At 40.8% G+C, this 17,041-nt stretch carries 17 protein-coding genes; 16 read left to right on the top strand and 1 reads right to left on the bottom strand.

Going from position 1 to position 17,041, the window contains the following annotated elements; translation table 11 throughout:
• Window positions 1–101: 101 nt before the first annotated feature.
• Both rpoB and rpoC read left to right on the top strand, forming a co-directional pair.
• Window positions 102–3,668 carry a DNA-directed RNA polymerase subunit beta gene (gene rpoB / locus PCY71_RS12035; protein WP_070668355.1) on the top strand — a complete coding sequence of 1,189 codons (3,567 nt, stop codon included), beginning with the start codon at window positions 102–104 and terminating at the stop codon, window positions 3,666–3,668.
• Between the two features lie 38 nt (window positions 3,669–3,706).
• A complete protein-coding gene (gene rpoC / locus PCY71_RS12030) occupies window positions 3,707–7,345 on the top strand; it encodes a DNA-directed RNA polymerase subunit beta' (RefSeq protein ID WP_301412694.1) in 3,639 nt (1,212 codons plus the stop codon).
• Window positions 7,346–7,509: 164 nt separating this feature from the next.
• On the opposite strand, the gene PCY71_RS12025 is transcribed toward rpoC, so the two are convergent.
• Entirely contained in the window at window positions 7,510–8,214 is a 705-nt protein-coding gene (locus tag PCY71_RS12025) for a hypothetical protein (protein WP_301412693.1), read from the bottom strand.
• Between the two features lie 142 nt (window positions 8,215–8,356).
• Here PCY71_RS12025 and pgk point away from each other — a divergent pair, with 142 nt between their 5' ends.
• The 14 genes from pgk to comGG all read left to right on the top strand — a co-directional run bounded on the left by pgk (window position 8,357) and on the right by comGG (window position 17,014).
• Complete coding sequence (gene pgk / locus PCY71_RS12020) at window positions 8,357–9,553, top strand: phosphoglycerate kinase (protein ID WP_115263527.1); 1,197 nt, start codon at window positions 8,357–8,359, stop codon at window positions 9,551–9,553.
• A gap of 254 nt (window positions 9,554–9,807) precedes the next feature.
• Entirely contained in the window at window positions 9,808–10,014 is a 207-nt protein-coding gene (locus PCY71_RS12015) for a hypothetical protein (protein WP_006268044.1), read from the top strand.
• A gap of 2 nt (window positions 10,015–10,016) precedes the next feature.
• Window positions 10,017–10,301 (top strand): 2'-5' RNA ligase family protein, encoded by a 285-nt coding sequence (locus PCY71_RS12010; protein ID WP_006269982.1) that lies wholly within the window; start codon window positions 10,017–10,019, stop codon window positions 10,299–10,301.
• 139 nt (window positions 10,302–10,440) lie between these two features.
• Window positions 10,441–10,971, top strand: coding sequence for an aromatic acid exporter family protein (locus tag PCY71_RS12005; protein WP_006269975.1), 531 nt, complete (start codon window positions 10,441–10,443; stop codon window positions 10,969–10,971).
• A gap of 76 nt (window positions 10,972–11,047) precedes the next feature.
• Complete coding sequence (locus tag PCY71_RS12000) at window positions 11,048–11,407, top strand: MerR family transcriptional regulator (protein ID WP_003070793.1); 360 nt, start codon at window positions 11,048–11,050, stop codon at window positions 11,405–11,407.
• A 37-nt stretch (window positions 11,408–11,444) separates the two neighbouring features.
• Entirely contained in the window at window positions 11,445–12,791 is a 1,347-nt protein-coding gene (glnA, locus tag PCY71_RS11995; protein WP_003070792.1) for a type I glutamate--ammonia ligase, read from the top strand.
• A gap of 187 nt (window positions 12,792–12,978) precedes the next feature.
• Window positions 12,979–13,344 carry a DUF1033 family protein gene (locus tag PCY71_RS11990; protein ID WP_022525692.1) on the top strand — a complete coding sequence of 122 codons (366 nt, stop codon included), beginning with the start codon at window positions 12,979–12,981 and terminating at the stop codon, window positions 13,342–13,344.
• A gap of 69 nt (window positions 13,345–13,413) precedes the next feature.
• On the top strand, window positions 13,414–14,355 hold the full coding sequence (gene comGA / locus PCY71_RS11985; protein WP_219123646.1) for a competence type IV pilus ATPase ComGA: 942 nt from the start codon (window positions 13,414–13,416) through the stop codon (window positions 14,353–14,355).
• A complete protein-coding gene (gene comGB, locus PCY71_RS11980) occupies window positions 14,297–15,319 on the top strand; it encodes a competence type IV pilus assembly protein ComGB (protein ID WP_219123681.1) in 1,023 nt (340 codons plus the stop codon). Before comGA ends, comGB begins: the two co-directional genes overlap by 59 nt.
• Window positions 15,316–15,633: a competence type IV pilus major pilin ComGC gene (gene comGC, locus PCY71_RS11975; RefSeq protein ID WP_006269985.1), complete on the top strand. Its 318-nt coding sequence runs from the start codon at window positions 15,316–15,318 to the stop codon at window positions 15,631–15,633. Before comGB ends, comGC begins: the two co-directional genes overlap by 4 nt.
• Window positions 15,593–16,021, top strand: a complete 429-nt coding sequence (comGD, locus tag PCY71_RS11970; RefSeq protein WP_219123648.1) for a competence type IV pilus minor pilin ComGD — start codon at window positions 15,593–15,595, stop codon at window positions 16,019–16,021. Before comGC ends, comGD begins: the two co-directional genes overlap by 41 nt.
• Window positions 15,993–16,286, top strand: coding sequence for a competence type IV pilus minor pilin ComGE (gene comGE, locus PCY71_RS11965; RefSeq protein WP_219123650.1), 294 nt, complete (start codon window positions 15,993–15,995; stop codon window positions 16,284–16,286). The genes comGD and comGE overlap by 29 nt, the downstream gene beginning before the upstream one ends.
• Complete coding sequence (gene comGF / locus PCY71_RS11960; RefSeq protein ID WP_003035329.1) at window positions 16,270–16,707, top strand: competence type IV pilus minor pilin ComGF; 438 nt, start codon at window positions 16,270–16,272, stop codon at window positions 16,705–16,707. The genes comGE and comGF overlap by 17 nt, the downstream gene beginning before the upstream one ends.
• Complete coding sequence (gene comGG, locus PCY71_RS11955) at window positions 16,688–17,014, top strand: competence type IV pilus minor pilin ComGG (protein WP_003070783.1); 327 nt, start codon at window positions 16,688–16,690, stop codon at window positions 17,012–17,014. Before comGF ends, comGG begins: the two co-directional genes overlap by 20 nt.
• The last annotated feature ends 27 nt before the right edge of the window (window positions 17,015–17,041 follow it).

Raw genomic sequence — 17,041 nt, 5'->3', positions numbered from 1 at the left:
TTATCAAAACTTAAAGATTCTGAAAATTTATCAGAAAGGACAAATGAAATTGCTACTCTATCATGTAATAGAGAATGTAGAAAGAAGAAGGAGTAAAAAACTTGGCAGGACATGAAGTTCAATACGGGAAACACCGTACTCGTCGTAGTTTTTCAAGAATCAAGGAAGTTCTTGATTTACCAAATTTGATTGAAATCCAGACGGATTCGTTCAAAGATTTTCTTGACCATGGTTTGAAAGAAGTATTTGAAGATGTACTTCCTATTTCAAACTTTACAGACACTATGGATCTGGAGTTTGTTGGTTATGAAATCAAAGAATCCAAATACACTTTAGAAGAAGCACGGATTCACGATGCCAGCTATTCTGCGCCTATTTTTGTGACGTTCCGTTTAATCAATAAAGAAACCGGCGAAATCAAGACGCAAGAGGTCTTCTTTGGCGATTTTCCAATCATGACAGAAATGGGAACGTTTATCATCAACGGTGGTGAGCGGATTATCGTATCACAGCTCGTTCGTTCTCCAGGTGTTTACTTCAATGATAAAGTAGACAAAAATGGGAAGGTTGGGTATGGTTCAACCGTCATTCCAAACCGTGGAGCTTGGTTAGAGTTGGAAACGGACTCAAAAGATATTGCCTACACTCGGATTGACCGCACTCGTAAAATTCCATTTACAACGCTTGTTCGTGCACTTGGTTTCTCTGGTGATGATGAAATCTTTGATATTTTCGGTGATAGCGATCTCGTTCGCAACACGATTGAAAAAGATATCCACAAAAATCCGATGGATTCACGTACAGATGAAGCGCTGAAAGAAATCTATGAACGCCTTCGTCCAGGTGAGCCTAAGACAGCGGATAGCTCACGTAGTCTGTTGGTTGCTCGTTTCTTTGATCCACATCGTTATGACTTGGCGGCAGTTGGTCGTTACAAGATTAATAAAAAATTAAATATCAAAACACGTTTGTTAAATCAAACGATTGCAGAACCTTTGGTTGACCCAGAAACAGGAGAAATCTTAGTAGAAGCCGGAACAGTTATGACGCGTAGTGTCATTGATAGTATTGCAGACTATTTGGATGGAGATTTGAATAAAATCACTTATATTCCAAATGATGCAGCTGTATTGACAGATCCAGTCGTTCTTCAAAAATTCAAAGTCGTGGCACCAACTGATCCAGATCGCGTGGTAACTATTATTGGGAATGCTAATCCAGGTGATCGGGTTCATACGATTACACCAGCGGATATCTTGGCTGAGATGAGCTACTTCCTCAACTTAGCAGAAGGCATCGGTCGTGTGGATGATATTGACCACTTGGGAAATCGTCGGATTCGTGCGGTAGGTGAATTGCTTGCTAACCAAGTGCGTCTTGGACTTTCTCGCATGGAGCGCAATGTGCGTGAACGCATGAGCGTGCAAGATAACGAAGTACTGACTCCGCAACAAATCATTAACATACGCCCAGTTACAGCAGCTATCAAGGAATTCTTTGGTTCCTCTCAATTGTCTCAATTTATGGATCAACACAATCCACTGTCTGAGTTGTCTCACAAACGTCGTTTGTCTGCCTTAGGACCTGGTGGTTTAACACGTGACCGTGCAGGATACGAAGTGCGTGACGTGCACTATACCCACTATGGTCGTATGTGTCCGATTGAAACACCTGAAGGACCAAATATTGGTTTGATCAATAACTTGTCTTCTTATGGACATTTGAATAAATATGGCTTTATCCAAACGCCTTACCGTAAAGTGGATCGTGAAACAGGTCTGGTCACCAATGAAATCGTCTGGTTAACAGCGGATGAAGAAGATGAATACATCGTTGCTCAAGCAAATTCTAAGTTAACAGAAGAAGGGCGTTTTGCAGAAGCGATTGTTATGGGACGTCACCAAGGGAATAACCAAGAATTTCCTTCAGATCAGGTGGATTTCATGGATGTGTCGCCTAAACAGGTAGTTGCCGTTGCGACAGCATGTATCCCGTTCCTTGAAAATGACGACTCAAACCGTGCTCTCATGGGTGCTAACATGCAACGTCAAGCAGTACCGTTGATTGATCCGCATGCACCATACGTTGGAACTGGAATGGAATACCAAGCAGCTCACGATTCTGGTGCGGCGATTATTGCACAACACGATGGTAAAGTTGTATATTCTGATGCTGCCAAAGTTGAAGTTCGTCGTGAAGACGGTTCGCTTGATGTCTATCATATTACGAAATTCCGCCGTTCAAACTCTGGTACTTCTTACAACCAACGTACGCTGGTGAAAGTTGGCGATACGGTTGAAAAAGGCGACTTTATTGCAGACGGACCTTCTATGGAAAAAGGTGAAATGGCGCTTGGACAAAATCCAATCGTTGCTTATATGACATGGGAAGGTTACAACTTTGAAGATGCCGTTATCATGAGTGAACGTCTAGTAAAAGATGACGTTTATACCTCTGTTCACTTGGAAGAATTTGAATCAGAAACACGTGATACAAAGCTTGGTCCTGAAGAAATTACGCGCGAAATTCCAAACGTTGGGGAAGATGCGCTAAGAGACCTTGACGAAATGGGAATTATCCGCATTGGTGCTGAGGTGAAAGAGGGCGACATTCTTGTCGGTAAAGTAACGCCGAAAGGTGAAAAAGACTTATCCGCTGAAGAACGCCTGCTTCATGCAATTTTCGGTGATAAATCTCGTGAAGTACGTGACACATCTCTTCGTGTACCACATGGTGGTGCTGGGGTTGTCCGTGATGTGAAAATCTTTACTCGTGCGAACGGTGATGAATTGCAATCTGGTGTCAACATGTTGGTGCGTGTTTACATTGCTCAAAAACGAAAGATCCGCGTTGGGGATAAGATGGCCGGACGCCACGGAAATAAAGGGGTTGTTTCCCGTATCGTTCCAGTTGAGGATATGCCTTATCTTCCAGACGGAACACCAGTAGACATCATGTTGAACCCACTTGGGGTGCCATCACGTATGAATATCGGACAGGTTATGGAGCTTCACCTTGGTATGGCTGCTCGCAACCTTGGTATCCACATAGCAACGCCAGTATTTGACGGAGCAAGCTCAGATGACCTTTGGGATACTGTTCGTGAAGCAGGCATGGATAGCGATGCCAAGACGATTCTTTATGATGGTCGTACGGGCGAGCCGTTTGACAACCGTGTATCTGTCGGTGTCATGTATATGATTAAATTGCACCACATGGTCGATGATAAGCTTCATGCCCGTTCAGTTGGTCCTTATTCAACCGTTACACAGCAACCACTTGGTGGTAAAGCGCAATTCGGTGGACAACGTTTTGGAGAAATGGAAGTTTGGGCTTTGGAAGCTTACGGTGCTTCTAACGTCCTTCAAGAAATCTTGACCTACAAGTCAGATGATATCAATGGTCGTTTGAGAGCTTATGAAGCTATTACTAAAGGTAAACCAATTCCAAAACCAGGTGTGCCAGAATCTTTCCGTGTTCTTGTGAAAGAATTGCAGTCACTTGGTCTTGACATGCGCGTCCTAGATGAAGATGACAATGAAGTAGAACTTCGTGACTTGGATGAAGGCATGGATGACGATGTGATTCACGTAGATGACCTTGAAAAGGCGCGTGAAAAGGCAGCTCAAGAAGCGAGAGCAGCTTTTGAAGCTGAAGGAAAAGAATAAGAACTGATTCAATAGATAATAAAGAAAGGTAAGAAATAGTGGTTGATGTAAATCGTTTTCAAAGTATGCAAATCACCCTGGCTTCACCTAGTAAAGTCCGCTCTTGGTCTTATGGGGAAGTGAAGAAACCTGAAACAATTAACTATCGTACACTAAAGCCAGAACGTGAAGGACTTTTTGATGAAGTCATCTTTGGTCCTACGAAAGATTGGGAATGTGCGTGTGGAAAGTATAAACGGATTCGTTATAAAGGAATCATTTGTGACCGTTGTGGTGTTGAAGTCACTCGTACAAAAGTGCGTCGTGAGCGTATGGGACATATTGAGTTAAAGGCTCCTGTTTCTCATATTTGGTATTTTAAAGGGATTCCGAGTCGCATGGGCTTGACATTGGATATGAGTCCTCGTGCTCTTGAAGAAGTCATTTATTTTGCAGCTTATGTGGTGATTGATCCAAAAGATACGCCACTTGAGCACAAATCTATTATGACGGAGCGGGAATATCGTGAACGCTTGCGGGAATACGGTTCAGGATCATTTGTTGCAAAAATGGGTGCTGAAGCTATCCAAGATCTCTTGAAACAAGTAGATTTGGAAAAAGAAATTGCAGCCCTCAAAGAAGAATTAAAAACTGCAACTGGGCAAAAGCGCGTCAAAGCGATACGCCGCTTAGATGTTTTAGATGCTTTCCAAAAATCTGGTAACAAACCAGAATGGATGGTCTTAAACATTTTGCCGGTTATTCCGCCAGACTTACGTCCAATGCTTCAGTTGGACGGTGGACGTTTCGCCTCATCTGACTTGAACGACCTTTACCGTCGTGTTATCAATCGGAACAATCGTTTAGCACGTCTTTTGGAGCTGAATGCTCCTGGAATCATCGTGCAAAATGAAAAGCGGATGTTGCAAGAAGCGGTTGATGCGTTGATTGACAACGGTCGTCGTGGTCGTCCAATTACTGGACCAGGTAGCCGCCCGCTCAAATCATTGAGCCACATGCTTAAAGGAAAACAAGGTCGTTTCCGTCAAAACTTGCTCGGAAAACGGGTTGACTTCTCCGGACGTTCGGTTATTGCGGTAGGTCCAACCCTCAAAATGTACCAATGTGGTGTGCCGCGCGAAATGGCAATTGAGCTTTTCAAACCATTTGTTATGCGTGAAATTGTAGCGCGTGATATTGTGCAAAACGTGAAAGCTGCTAAACGCTTGGTGGAACGCAGTGATGAACGTATTTGGGATATCTTAGAGGATGTCATTAAAGAACACCCGGTACTCCTTAACCGCGCACCGACACTTCACAGATTAGGAATTCAAGCATTTGAGCCAGTCTTAATTGACGGGAAAGCTCTTCGTTTGCACCCGCTTGTGTGTGAGGCCTACAATGCCGACTTTGACGGAGACCAAATGGCTATTCACGTACCATTGTCGGAAGAAGCTCAGGCAGAAGCACGGATTCTTATGCTAGCTGCTGAGCACATCCTCAATCCAAAAGACGGTAAGCCAGTCGTAACACCGTCACAAGATATGGTCTTGGGGAATTATTACCTAACAATGGAAGAAGCTGGTCGTGAAGGTGAAGGTATGGTCTTTAAAGACCGTGACGAAGCTGTAATGGCTCTTCGGAATGGTTATGTGTATTTACATACACGCGTTGGGATTGCGACTGATAGTTTGAACAAACCATGGACGGAAGATCAAAAACACAAGATTCTTTTGACAACAGTTGGTAAGATTCTTTTCAATGACATCATGCCAGATGAATTGCCGTATTTGCAAGAACCAATTGCCTCCAACATAGCAGAAGGTGTGCCAGCTAAATACTTCTTAGAACCTGGTCAAGATGTCAAAGAAGCCATCAGTAACCTTGAATTAAACGTACCATTTAAGAAGAAAAATCTCGGGAATATCATTGCTGAGATCTTCAAACGTTTCCGTACAACTGAAACGTCTGCTTTTCTAGACCGTCTGAAAGATCTCGGCTATCATCATTCAACGCTTGCTGGTTTGACAGTAGGGATTGCCGATATTCCAGTCGTTGAAGATAAGGCAGAAATTATCGAAGAGTCACATAAACGTGTTGAACAAATCACGAAACAATTCCGTCGTGGGATGATTACAGACGATGAGCGCTATAACGCGGTTACTGCAGAATGGCGTGCTGCTCGTGAAAAATTGGAAAAACGCTTGGTTGCTAACCAAGATCCGAAGAACCCAATCGTTATGATGATGGACTCTGGAGCCCGTGGTAACATCTCTAACTTCTCGCAACTTGCCGGTATGCGTGGTTTGATGGCTGCTCCTAATGGCCGTATCATGGAGTTGCCAATCTTGTCTAACTTCCGTGAAGGTTTGTCTGTTCTGGAAATGTTCTTCTCAACTCACGGAGCGCGTAAAGGGATGACTGATACAGCCCTTAAGACTGCCGACTCAGGTTATTTGACTCGTCGCTTGGTTGATGTGGCGCAAGATGTTATCATTCGTGAAGACGATTGTGGAACTGACCGTGGTCTTGTGATTCGCTCTATTACTGACGGCAAAGAAATGATTGAACCATTGGAAGAGCGCTTGATTGGTCGTTATACGAAAAAATCGGTTAAACATCCTGAAACAGGTGAAGTCATCGTTGGTCCAGATGTATTGATTACAGAAGATGTAGCGCATGAAATTATCAACGCTGGTATCGAAGAAGTTACTATCCGTTCTGTCTTTACATGTAATACACGTCATGGCGTTTGCCGTCGCTGTTATGGTATCAACTTGGCAACGGGCGACGCTGTTGAAGTTGGGGAAGCAGTTGGAACCATTGCTGCCCAATCTATCGGTGAACCTGGTACACAATTGACTATGCGGACTTTCCATACGGGTGGTGTTGCTTCTAATACTGATATTACTCAGGGGCTTCCTCGGGTTCAAGAAATCTTTGAAGCCCGTAATCCAAAAGGGGAAGCAGTCATCACAGAAGTTAAAGGTGAAGTCACTGCGATTGAAGAAGATGCTTCCACTCGGACTAAGAAAGTCTTTGTCAAGGGTGCAACCGGTGAAGGAGAATACGTTGTACCATTTACAGCTCGTATGAAAGTGGCTGTAGGTGACCAAGTTTCTCGCGGGGCAGCATTAACAGAAGGTTCTATCCAACCGAAACATTTATTGGCTGTTCGTGATGTCTTGTCTGTTGAGACTTACCTGCTAGCTGAAGTGCAAAAAGTTTACCGCAGTCAAGGGGTAGAAATCGGTGACAAGCATATTGAAGTAATGGTTCGCCAAATGATTCGTAAGGTGCGCATCATGGATCCGGGAGATACTGATCTTCTTATGGGCACACTCATGGATATTACAGACTTTACCGATGCTAACCGAGATGTAGTTATCTCAGGCGGTGTTCCTGCAACAGCTCGTCCTGTTCTTATGGGAATTACCAAGGCCTCTCTGGAAACCAACAGTTTCTTATCAGCTGCCTCTTTCCAAGAAACCACTCGTGTTCTGACTGATGCGGCTATCCGTGGTAAGAAAGATCACTTGCTTGGTCTAAAGGAAAATGTTATCATTGGTAAAATCATTCCAGCTGGTACAGGTATGGCGCGCTACCGTAATCTTGAGCCGCAAGCTGTCAATGAAGTTGAAATTATCGAAGATACAACGGCAACAGAAACTGTGGAAGAAACCACACCAGCAAAATAATAAAAAAGAGTCGAAATCTTCGACTCTTTTTGTTAGGTTTAGAATTTTATGAAAAATTTTCTGGTAATTTTCAAATTTAGCTAGCTTTGCATAGCGAGTATATCGCATTTTAATTTTGATTCAAGTGTAAAAAGGGGCCGTCAAAATTAGATTTTTGGTTAGTATTAAAATGCATTCCAAAAGAAGCAAAAGATGAGAATACAACTCCATGCATTCCCAGTCCGTTTCTGAATGACCAGCATGCCATAAATGAGAATGAATACGACGATTGCTTCAAATAGAGAAGTCGCATCCAAGCCAATCATTCCATGAACAAGGAGGCAAATCAAAGCACAAATGAGGGCACCAAGGTCAATTTTCTTATTTTGACGTGGATAGCGAAGATTGATTTTCCTAGAAATTACAACATAATTAAAACCTTCCCAGAATCCCCAGATAAGAGAAATGAGCAAGTAACCTAAGATGTTTGTCGGAAAAGAACTAGCAAGAATTTCTTTCGTTAAGGAGATTGATTGAAATGGGAGGTAGGTGTGAACTTGTCCTGTAATGATGAGGAAAAGCAGCAAAGGAAGACAGGTGATTGCAGTTTGGACGCAGGACGGGAGAAAATGTTTAGTAACCAATCCATATTCTTTCCAGCTTTCTTTGCGACGAATCAGAACGACACTAGTCCCTAGACCAGCTGCACCAAACTGACACATCGCGAGAAAGAGAAGGCGAAGCCAAATGGGAAACGATGACTGATGGGTGAAGTCAGTTATTTCTTGTTGGAAAAATAAATATCCGATAAGCGGAAGCATAGTCAAGATGGCAATGATGTTTAAATCTTGGTCAACTTTCTTTTGGACGATAGATAATGTTTGTTTCATATGATTTGCCCTTTTTATCTTTATTGTAGTGTGCTGATAGAGCTTTGTCAATAAGACAGGAAAAGTGTCTGATTTTGCTACCTTTTTAATCGCTTTTGTGATATAATTATCATGTACAAAAAATAATAAGGAGTCTGATTAAATGGCTAAATTGACTGTTAAAGACGTTGATTTGAAGGGAAAGAAAGTTCTCGTTCGTGTTGACTTTAACGTACCTTTGAAAGATGGCGTTATCACTAATGACAACCGTATTACTGCGGCTTTGCCAACAATTAAATATATCATCGAACATGGTGGACGTGCTGTTCTCTTCTCTCACCTTGGGCGTGTGAAAGAAGAAGCTGATAAGGAAGGAAAATCACTTGCTCCAGTAGCAGCAGATTTGTCTGCAAAACTTGGTCAAGAAGTTATCTTCCCCGGTGTTACCCGTGGTGAAAAACTTGAAACAGCTATTAATGCTCTTAAAGACGGCGAAGTTCTTCTTGTTGAAAACACTCGTTTTGAAGATGTTGACGGTAAAAAAGAATCTAAAAATGATCCAGAACTTGGTAAATACTGGGCATCACTTGGAGATGGTATCTTCGTAAACGACGCATTCGGTACAGCTCACCGTGCACATGCATCTAACGTTGGTATCTCAGCAAACGTTGAAAAAGCTGTTGCTGGTTTCCTTCTTGAAAACGAAATTGCTTATATCAAAGAAGCTGTTGAAAATCCAGTTCGTCCATTCGTAGCCATTCTTGGTGGATCAAAAGTCTCTGATAAGATCGGTGTTATCGAAAATCTTCTTGAAAAAGCGGATAAAGTTCTTATCGGTGGTGGGATGACTTACACATTCTACAAAGCACAAGGCATCGAAATCGGTAACTCACTTGTAGAAGAAGACAAACTCGATGTTGCTAGAGCTCTTCTTGAAAAATCAAATGGGAAACTCATTTTGCCAGTTGACTCTAAAGAAGCAAACGCATTTGCTGACTACACTGAAGTGAAAAATACTGAAGGTGAAGCAGTAGACCCTGGCTTCCTTGGTTTGGATATCGGTCCTAAATCAATCGCTAAATTTGACCAAGAATTAACTGGTGCTAAAACAGTTGTTTGGAACGGACCTATGGGCGTCTTTGAAAATCCTGATTTCCAAGCTGGTACAATCGGTGTAATGGACGCTATCGTTAAACAACCAGGCGTTAAATCAATTATCGGTGGTGGTGACTCAGCTGCTGCAGCTATCAACCTTGGTCGTGCAGATAAATTCTCATGGATTAGTACGGGCGGAGGCGCGTCTATGGAATTGTTGGAAGGTAAAGTTCTTCCAGGACTTGCAGCTCTTACTGAAAAATAAGTTTTAGCCCGTTAGTCTCTCCAAAATCCTGATTTTGGAGAAAAAGGAGCAAAACTGAAATGATAACAAAAAGGTGGCTTGTTCACCTTTTTGTGTTAGTGAAAGTATTTGTGACGCGGTGGTGGTGCATCTATGGAACTTCTTGAAGGAAAGGTACTCCCAGGTCTTGCAGCATTGACTGAAAAATAAGGCTAGAACAAAAAAATAATAGAGGAAAGGTGGTTCAACCACTTTTTCTTTTACAGAGAAACGATATGTACACTATTATAGGAGCTCTAGATAGGTATAGCCAAGAACGAGTCCGCTCTATTTGGCGCAGTTTGAGTGTCAATAGTCTATCAAACTACACTTATGAAGTAGTCGATCGGGAACCACATTTGACTTTTTCGTCTCTTGAAAAAGTAGATTTGGCTGATATCCAGCTAATCTCGGAAGAGATGGCGAAGATTAGTCAGCTGTAAGTTTGAATTTTAGCTCTATTTCGTCCTTTCTAGGTTCTTCCATTGTTACACTCAATCCTGTTAAAACGTCAGAATTAACTGCATTTCATGCAGAGTTACATAAAAAGATTGCAAGTTATGTAGACCAATCTTCCTCCTATCTTCTTGAAAACTGGGTTCCGCATGTGACATTAGCCAACCGAGTTCCAAAAGAAAAAATGGGCTCTGCTTTACCTTCACTGTTTTGCTCATTATCCATCTGTCTCAGGAATCCTGACGGGATTAAAACTGATAAAGATAGGAAGTGATGGTCAAGTAGAAGATGTCTGTGAAGTTTCTCTAAAAAAAAGTATAGGAAAGCTTTGACAGACCTGTTTGGAAACCATCATTCTTTTCCTCAAAATTTCTCTAAAATATGTTAGAATAAAGGTAAAAGGAAATGTATGAATGGGTTATTTTAAAAAGTACAAATTTGATAAATCGAAATTTAAATTAGGAATGCGGACTTTTAAAACAGGAATCGCTGTTTTTATTGTCCTTTTAATTTTTGGATTTTTGGGTTGGAAAGGGCTACAGATTGGCGCTTTAACAGCTGTTTTTAGTTTGCGAGAGGATTTTGATAAGAGTGTTCATTTTGGAACATCTCGTATCTTAGGAAACAGTATTGGCGGTTTGTATGCTTTGTTCTTCTTTCTTATCAATCAGCTTTTTCATGATCAGTTTTGGGTAACCTTGCTTCTCGTTCCGATTTGTACGATGTTAACCATTATGACAAATGTTGCTATGAACAATAAGGCAGGAGTGATTGGTGGTGTTTCTGCTATGCTGATTATTACCCTATCAATTCCAACAGGAGAGACAATTTTGTATGTATTTGCACGGGTATTTGAAACCTTTATGGGGGTATTTATTGCCATGTTAGTCAATTCTGATATAAATCGATTGAGAAAATTTTTGATATTAAAAAACAAGAAGTGATGTCAGGAAACCTAACATACATTCTTGACAGGAAAAATTTTTCGGACTATAATAGAGCATGAGAAAGGAATTTGCAATGAAGGAAAAGGAATTTCGTCGCAATATGGCTGTTTTTCCCATTGGTAGCGTTATGAAATTGACGGATTTGACAGCACGTCAGATTCGTTATTATGAAGATCAAGAATTGATTAAGCCTGATCGAAATGAAGGAAATCGCCGCATGTATTCATTAAATGATATGGATCGCTTGTTGGAGATTAAAGATTACATTTCAGAAGGTTACAATATTGCTGCTATTAAACGGAAATATGCTGAGCGCGAAGCGAGATATAAAAAGCCAGTGAGCGAGAAAGACGTTCGTCGAGCCCTTCATAACGATATTTTGCAACAAGGTCGCTTTGCTTCTTCCCTTCCACCATTTGGTCGTATGCATTGACCAACATCAATTTTTAAAATTTTATAAGGAGATACTCATGTCAATTACAGTAGCTGACATTCGTCGCGAAGTGAAAGAAAAAAATGTTACCTTTATCCGTTTGATGTTTTCGGATGTTTTGGGAACGATGAAAAATGTCGAAATTCCGGCGACAGATGAACAGCTGAATAAAGTTTTGTCCAACAAAGTGATGTTCGATGGTTCTTCTATCGAAGGTTTCGTGCGTATCAATGAGTCAGATATGTACCTTTATCCTGACTTGGATACATGGACTGTTTTCCCTTGGGGAGATGAAAATGGCAGTGTCGCAGGACTAATTTGCGATGTTTATACAACAGAAGGAACTCCCTTTAAAGGGGATCCGCGTGGAAACTTGAAGCGTGCTTTGAGACACATGGAAGAGCTTGGTTTCAAATCTTTCAATCTTGGTCCTGAGCCAGAATTTTTCCTCTTCAAATTGGATGAAAATGGTGATCCAACTCTTGAGGTAAATGATAAGGGGGGCTATTTTGACCTTGCTCCGACGGATCTTGCGGATAACACACGTCGTGAAATTGTCAATGTTTTAACGACAATGGGCTTTGAAGTAGAAGCCAGTCACCATGAAGTAGCGATCGGTCAGCATGAAATTGACTTCAAATATGATGAAGTACTTCGTGCCTGTGATAAGATTCAGTTGTTTAAACTGGTTGTCAAAACAATTGCTCGCAAGCATGGTCTGTATGCAACGTTCATGGCAAAACCAAAATTTGGTATTGCCGGTTCGGGTATGCACTGTAACATGTCGCTCTTTAATCAGGATGGTCAAAATGCATTTTTTGATCCAGAAGATCCAAATGGTATGCAATTATCAGAAACAGCTTACTATTTTCTTGGTGGCCTAATTAAGCATGCTTATAATTATACAGCTATCATGAACCCGACTGTAAATTCTTACAAACGCTTAGTTCCAGGCTATGAAGCTCCGGTTTATATTGCTTGGGCAGGACGTAACCGTTCTCCGCTTGTTCGTGTGCCAGCTTCACGCGGTATGGGGACTCGTTTGGAATTGCGTTCGGTTGACCCAATGGCTAACCCTTATATCGCTATGGCGGTTCTTCTTGAAGTTGGACTTCATGGGATTGAAAATAAAATTGAAGCACCTGCTCCAATTGAAGAAAATATCTATGTTATGACAGCAGAAGAGCGTAAAGAGGCAGGGATTACGGATCTTCCATCTACTCTCCACAATGCGGTGAAAGCACTAACAGAAGATGAAGTTGTAAAAGCTGCCTTGGGTAGTCATATCTATACAAGTTTTGTAGAAGCAAAACGCATCGAATGGGCAAGCTATGCCACTTTCGTTTCCCAATGGGAAGTAGATAATTACCTTGATTTGTATTAATAAATTGGAAATGAGGCTTAAGAAGAGTCTCGTTTTCTTATTTGATGAATGAAAAAGTACTAATCAAAATAATGCCACTTTTTCTACATTTTTGAGCAAATGGCGAAAAACTTGTATAATGGAGCATATCTGTTTAAAAAATTTAGCATTTCCGATATAATAAACAGAACAAAGGGAGGTGAAGCAGGTGTATTGTGTGATTGAAATGTATGGCAAAGATGAGCCTTGGTGGTTTTTTGATGACTGGGAAGCTAATATCGTATCTATACAACATTTTGATGACTATTATACTGCTTTAAAGTATTATAAGCGCCAATGGCTGAAGTTGGTAGCTGCTTTTCCTTTCTATAAAAGTCGAAGTGATTTAATGTCCATTTTTTGGGATGCAGAAGATTTGCGCTGGTGTGAAGAATGTAGTGATTCTGTCCAGCAATACCATTCTCTCGCTTTATTGGAAAATGATGGTGTCATTCCTAAAGAGAAATGGAGACCGGGCTATAATAAACAAAATAGTGAAGAGGAACATCGTGCTTGCTCTCTAACGTTTAAATAATTTACAAAATGGTGATTTTTCATCATTTTTTTATTTTCTTCTGCGAATAATATAAAGTGAGGAGGAGATATGGTTCAAAACATTGCACAGGCTATTATTTGTCAGGCTAAGGAAGAACGAGCACAGGACATTTATTTTGTTCCGAAGGAAAATGTTTACGAGTTGTATATGCGAATTGGAGATGAACGCCGTTTTATACGCAATTATGAATTTGAAGAGCTAGCTGCTGTAATCAGTCATTTCAAGTTTACTGCTGGGATGAATGTGGGAGAAAAACGTCGCAGTCAGCTGGGCTCTTGCGATTATCAATATAGTGACAAGAAAACGTCGCTACGGTTATCAACAGTGGGGGATTATCGCGGATATGAAAGTCTAGTGATTCGTCTATTGCATGATGAAGAAGCAGAGCTGAAGTTTTGGTTTGCTCAAATTCCGGAGTTGAAAGAACGTTTCAAACAGCGAGGGCTTTACCTTTTTTCAGGACCGGTAGGAAGTGGTAAAACTACTCTCATGCACCAGTTGGCTCAAGAGCGTTTTGCCGATCAGCAAATCATGTCAATTGAAGATCCGGTTGAAATTAAACAAGCAGGGATGTTACAGCTGCAGCTGAACGAAGCGATTGGTTTAACTTATGAAAGTTTGATTAAACTTTCTCTTCGGCATCGACCGGATTTATTGATTATCGGAGAGATTCGTGATGCGGAGACAGCACGGGCAGTTGTTCGAGCTAGCTTAACGGGAGTGACTGTTTTTTCAACTATTCATGCTAAAAGCGTACGAGGTGTCTATGAACGGTTGCTGGAGTTGGGAGTGACAGAAGCAGAGCTGAAAATTGTTTTGCAAGGAATTTGCTACCAACGGTTAATTGCGAAAGGAGGAATAGTGGATTTTGTCAGTGAAAGGTATCAAGAGCATGAGCCAAGTGACTGGAATAAGCAGATTGATCAGCTTTATGCAGCAGGACATATCACTTTTGAGCAGGCAGAAACGGAAAAAATTATCCATAGTTAGGCAGAAAAAAGTCGTAGAGTTGCTGAATAATCTTTTTTCTAGCGGCTTTCATTTAGCAGAAATGATTGATTTTTTGAAGCGGAGTGCCCTGCTAGAAAAAACCTATGTAGAAAAGATGAAAGAGGGTTTAGCAACAGGAAAACCTTTTTCAGAAATTATGGCTAGTTTAGGATTTTCAGATAGTGTTGTCACCCAGCTTTCACTGGCAGAGCTACATGGGAATCTCTCACTCAGCCTGAATAAGATTGAGGAATACTTGGAAAATGTCTCAAAAGTCAAGAAAAAGTTAATTGAAGTAGCTACTTATCCATTCATTTTACTTATTTTTTTAGTATTCATTATGTTAGGGCTGCGCAATTATTTACTTCCGCAGTTAGAACGCCAAAATAGTGCAACGCAGCTGATTAGTCAGTTGCCGCAAATTTTTCTGGGTTCATTAGGAGTAGTGCTTGTTTTGTTAGCGATAGGTTTTTATTGGTTTAGAAAAAGCTCAAAAATAGTAGTGTTTAGCTTCTTGGCTCGACTTCCTTTTTGTGGAACTTTTATTCAAGCGTATTTGACAGCTTATTATGCGCGCGAATGGGGAAATATGATTGGTCAAGGTTTAGAACTCAGTCAGATTTTTCATATGATGCAAGGGCAACGCTCTGCTATGTTTCAAGAAATTGGAAAAGACTTAGAAGTTGCACTGCAAAATGGTCAGGAATTTTCCCAAGTGGTTAAACACTACCCGTTTTTTAAAAAGGAATTGGGTTTGATAATTGAATACGGTGAAGTGAAATCCAAATTGGGGTGTGAATTAGAAGTTTATGCTCAAAAAACGTGGGAGAAGTTTTTTAGTCGGATCAATCAAGCTATGAACTTAGTGCAGCCGCTTGTCTTTGTTTTTGTGGCACTGGTTATTGTTTTATTGTATGCAGCCATGTTGCTGCCAATTTATCAAAATATGGAGGTTCAATTATGAAAAAAATTAAAAATATAAAGGTAAAAGCTTTCACTTTGGTAGAAATGTTAGTGGTGCTTCTAATCATCAGTGTTTTGATGCTTTTGTTTGTTCCGAATTTGACCAAACAAAAAGAAGCTGTAACGGAAAAAGGAAATGCAGCTGTTGTGAAGGTTGTCGAAAGTCAGGCAGAGCTTTTTGAAGTGAATCACACTAATGAAAAAGCGACGCTTTCAAAATTAGTCAGTGAAGGAACTATTACAGACAAGCAAGCAGCATCATACAAGGCTTATTATGCAAAACATACAAAAGAAGCTCGCACAGTTGCAGATTAAAGGTTTTACGCTTTTGGAAAGTTTGCTGACCTTATTTATGACGAGTCTCTTATTGCTTGCTGTATCAGGTTCAGTACGTTCATCGTTTGAGCAAGTAGAACAGCAAATTTTCTTTCTAGAGTTTGAGCATTTTTATCGGGAAAGTCAGAAGTTGAGTAGTGCAGCTCAAAGTCAGTTGGACATGAATTTTTCTCGCGAGAGGATTTCCAATGGTTACAACCATTTGGCAGTTCCTCGCTCGATTCAGGCTCCGGAAGGCCTGATACTTCATTTTGATAGGGCAGGCGGTAATTCATCGCTCGGAAAGGTTATCTTTCAGACAAATAAGCAAACAATTACCTATCAATTATATCTAGGAAATGGAAAATTTAAGAAAACAATGCGTTAGAGGAACGATTTTATTAGAAGCTTTATTGGCATTGGCTGTTTTTGCGTTTATTGTGACCTTGTTATTGGGGCAGATCCATCAGTCTCGACAGACAGAAAATGATTTACTGAAAAAAGAAGAAGTTCTAAGAGTGGCTAATATGGCATTACAAACAAAGCAAAGCCATTTAACAATAAACGGTATTGAAGTTCGTGTTAAAAAAAGTCAACAAGGCATCCAGATTTATCATGGGAAGGAGCTGATTGTCGGTGTTCAAGGCAAATAAAGTGAAAGCTTTTACACTTTTAGAGGCTCTGGTTGCCCTCTTTGTAATCAGCGGGAGTGTGCTATTATTTCAATCGATGACGCGTCTTCTGGCTTCGGAGGTCCGAGCTCGACAACACAGTGAACAACGAGAATGGCTTTTGTTTGCCCATCAATTAGAAGCGGAATTGATTCGTTCTTCATTTGAAAAAGTGGAGAATAATCGTTTATACATGAAGCAGGACGGTAAAACGATTGCATTTGGAAAGTCAAGTGGACAAGATTTCAGAAAAACCAATGCAAATGGGAAAGGCTATCAGCCTATGATTTATAATGTGAAAAAAGCAGAAATCTCACAGAAAAATGAGCTGATTCATATCAGAATGACATTTAAGCGAGGATTGGAAAGGGAGTTCGTCTATCGTGTGGAAACAAAGAGTTAAAGCAGGTATTATGCTCTATGCCCTTTTTATAACAGCTGTCTTTAGCTTACTTTTGCAATTTTACCTTCATCGGCAAACTGCAAATCACAGGAATTTCACCCTAAACCGAGAGCGAATACAGGCTTATGCAATGGCAGCTGTAGCAAATGAAAATCCTAAACAAAGGAATTTTGAACAGGGGTATGTGCAAGATCAGAAAGATGAGAAAGAGTTCATCCTGACAGTAACAATGAACACTGGTCGCCGTTATCAATTTCGCTTCCCACTTATGCATTCCAATCAAACCAATGACAATTTAGACGAATAAGTGAGAATAGAACTAGATGTGAGCAAC

Source organism: Streptococcus sp. SN3 (assembly GCF_030439905.1).
The sequence above is the reverse complement of the archived record's forward strand: the minus strand, read 5'-3'. Positions and strand labels throughout refer to the sequence as shown.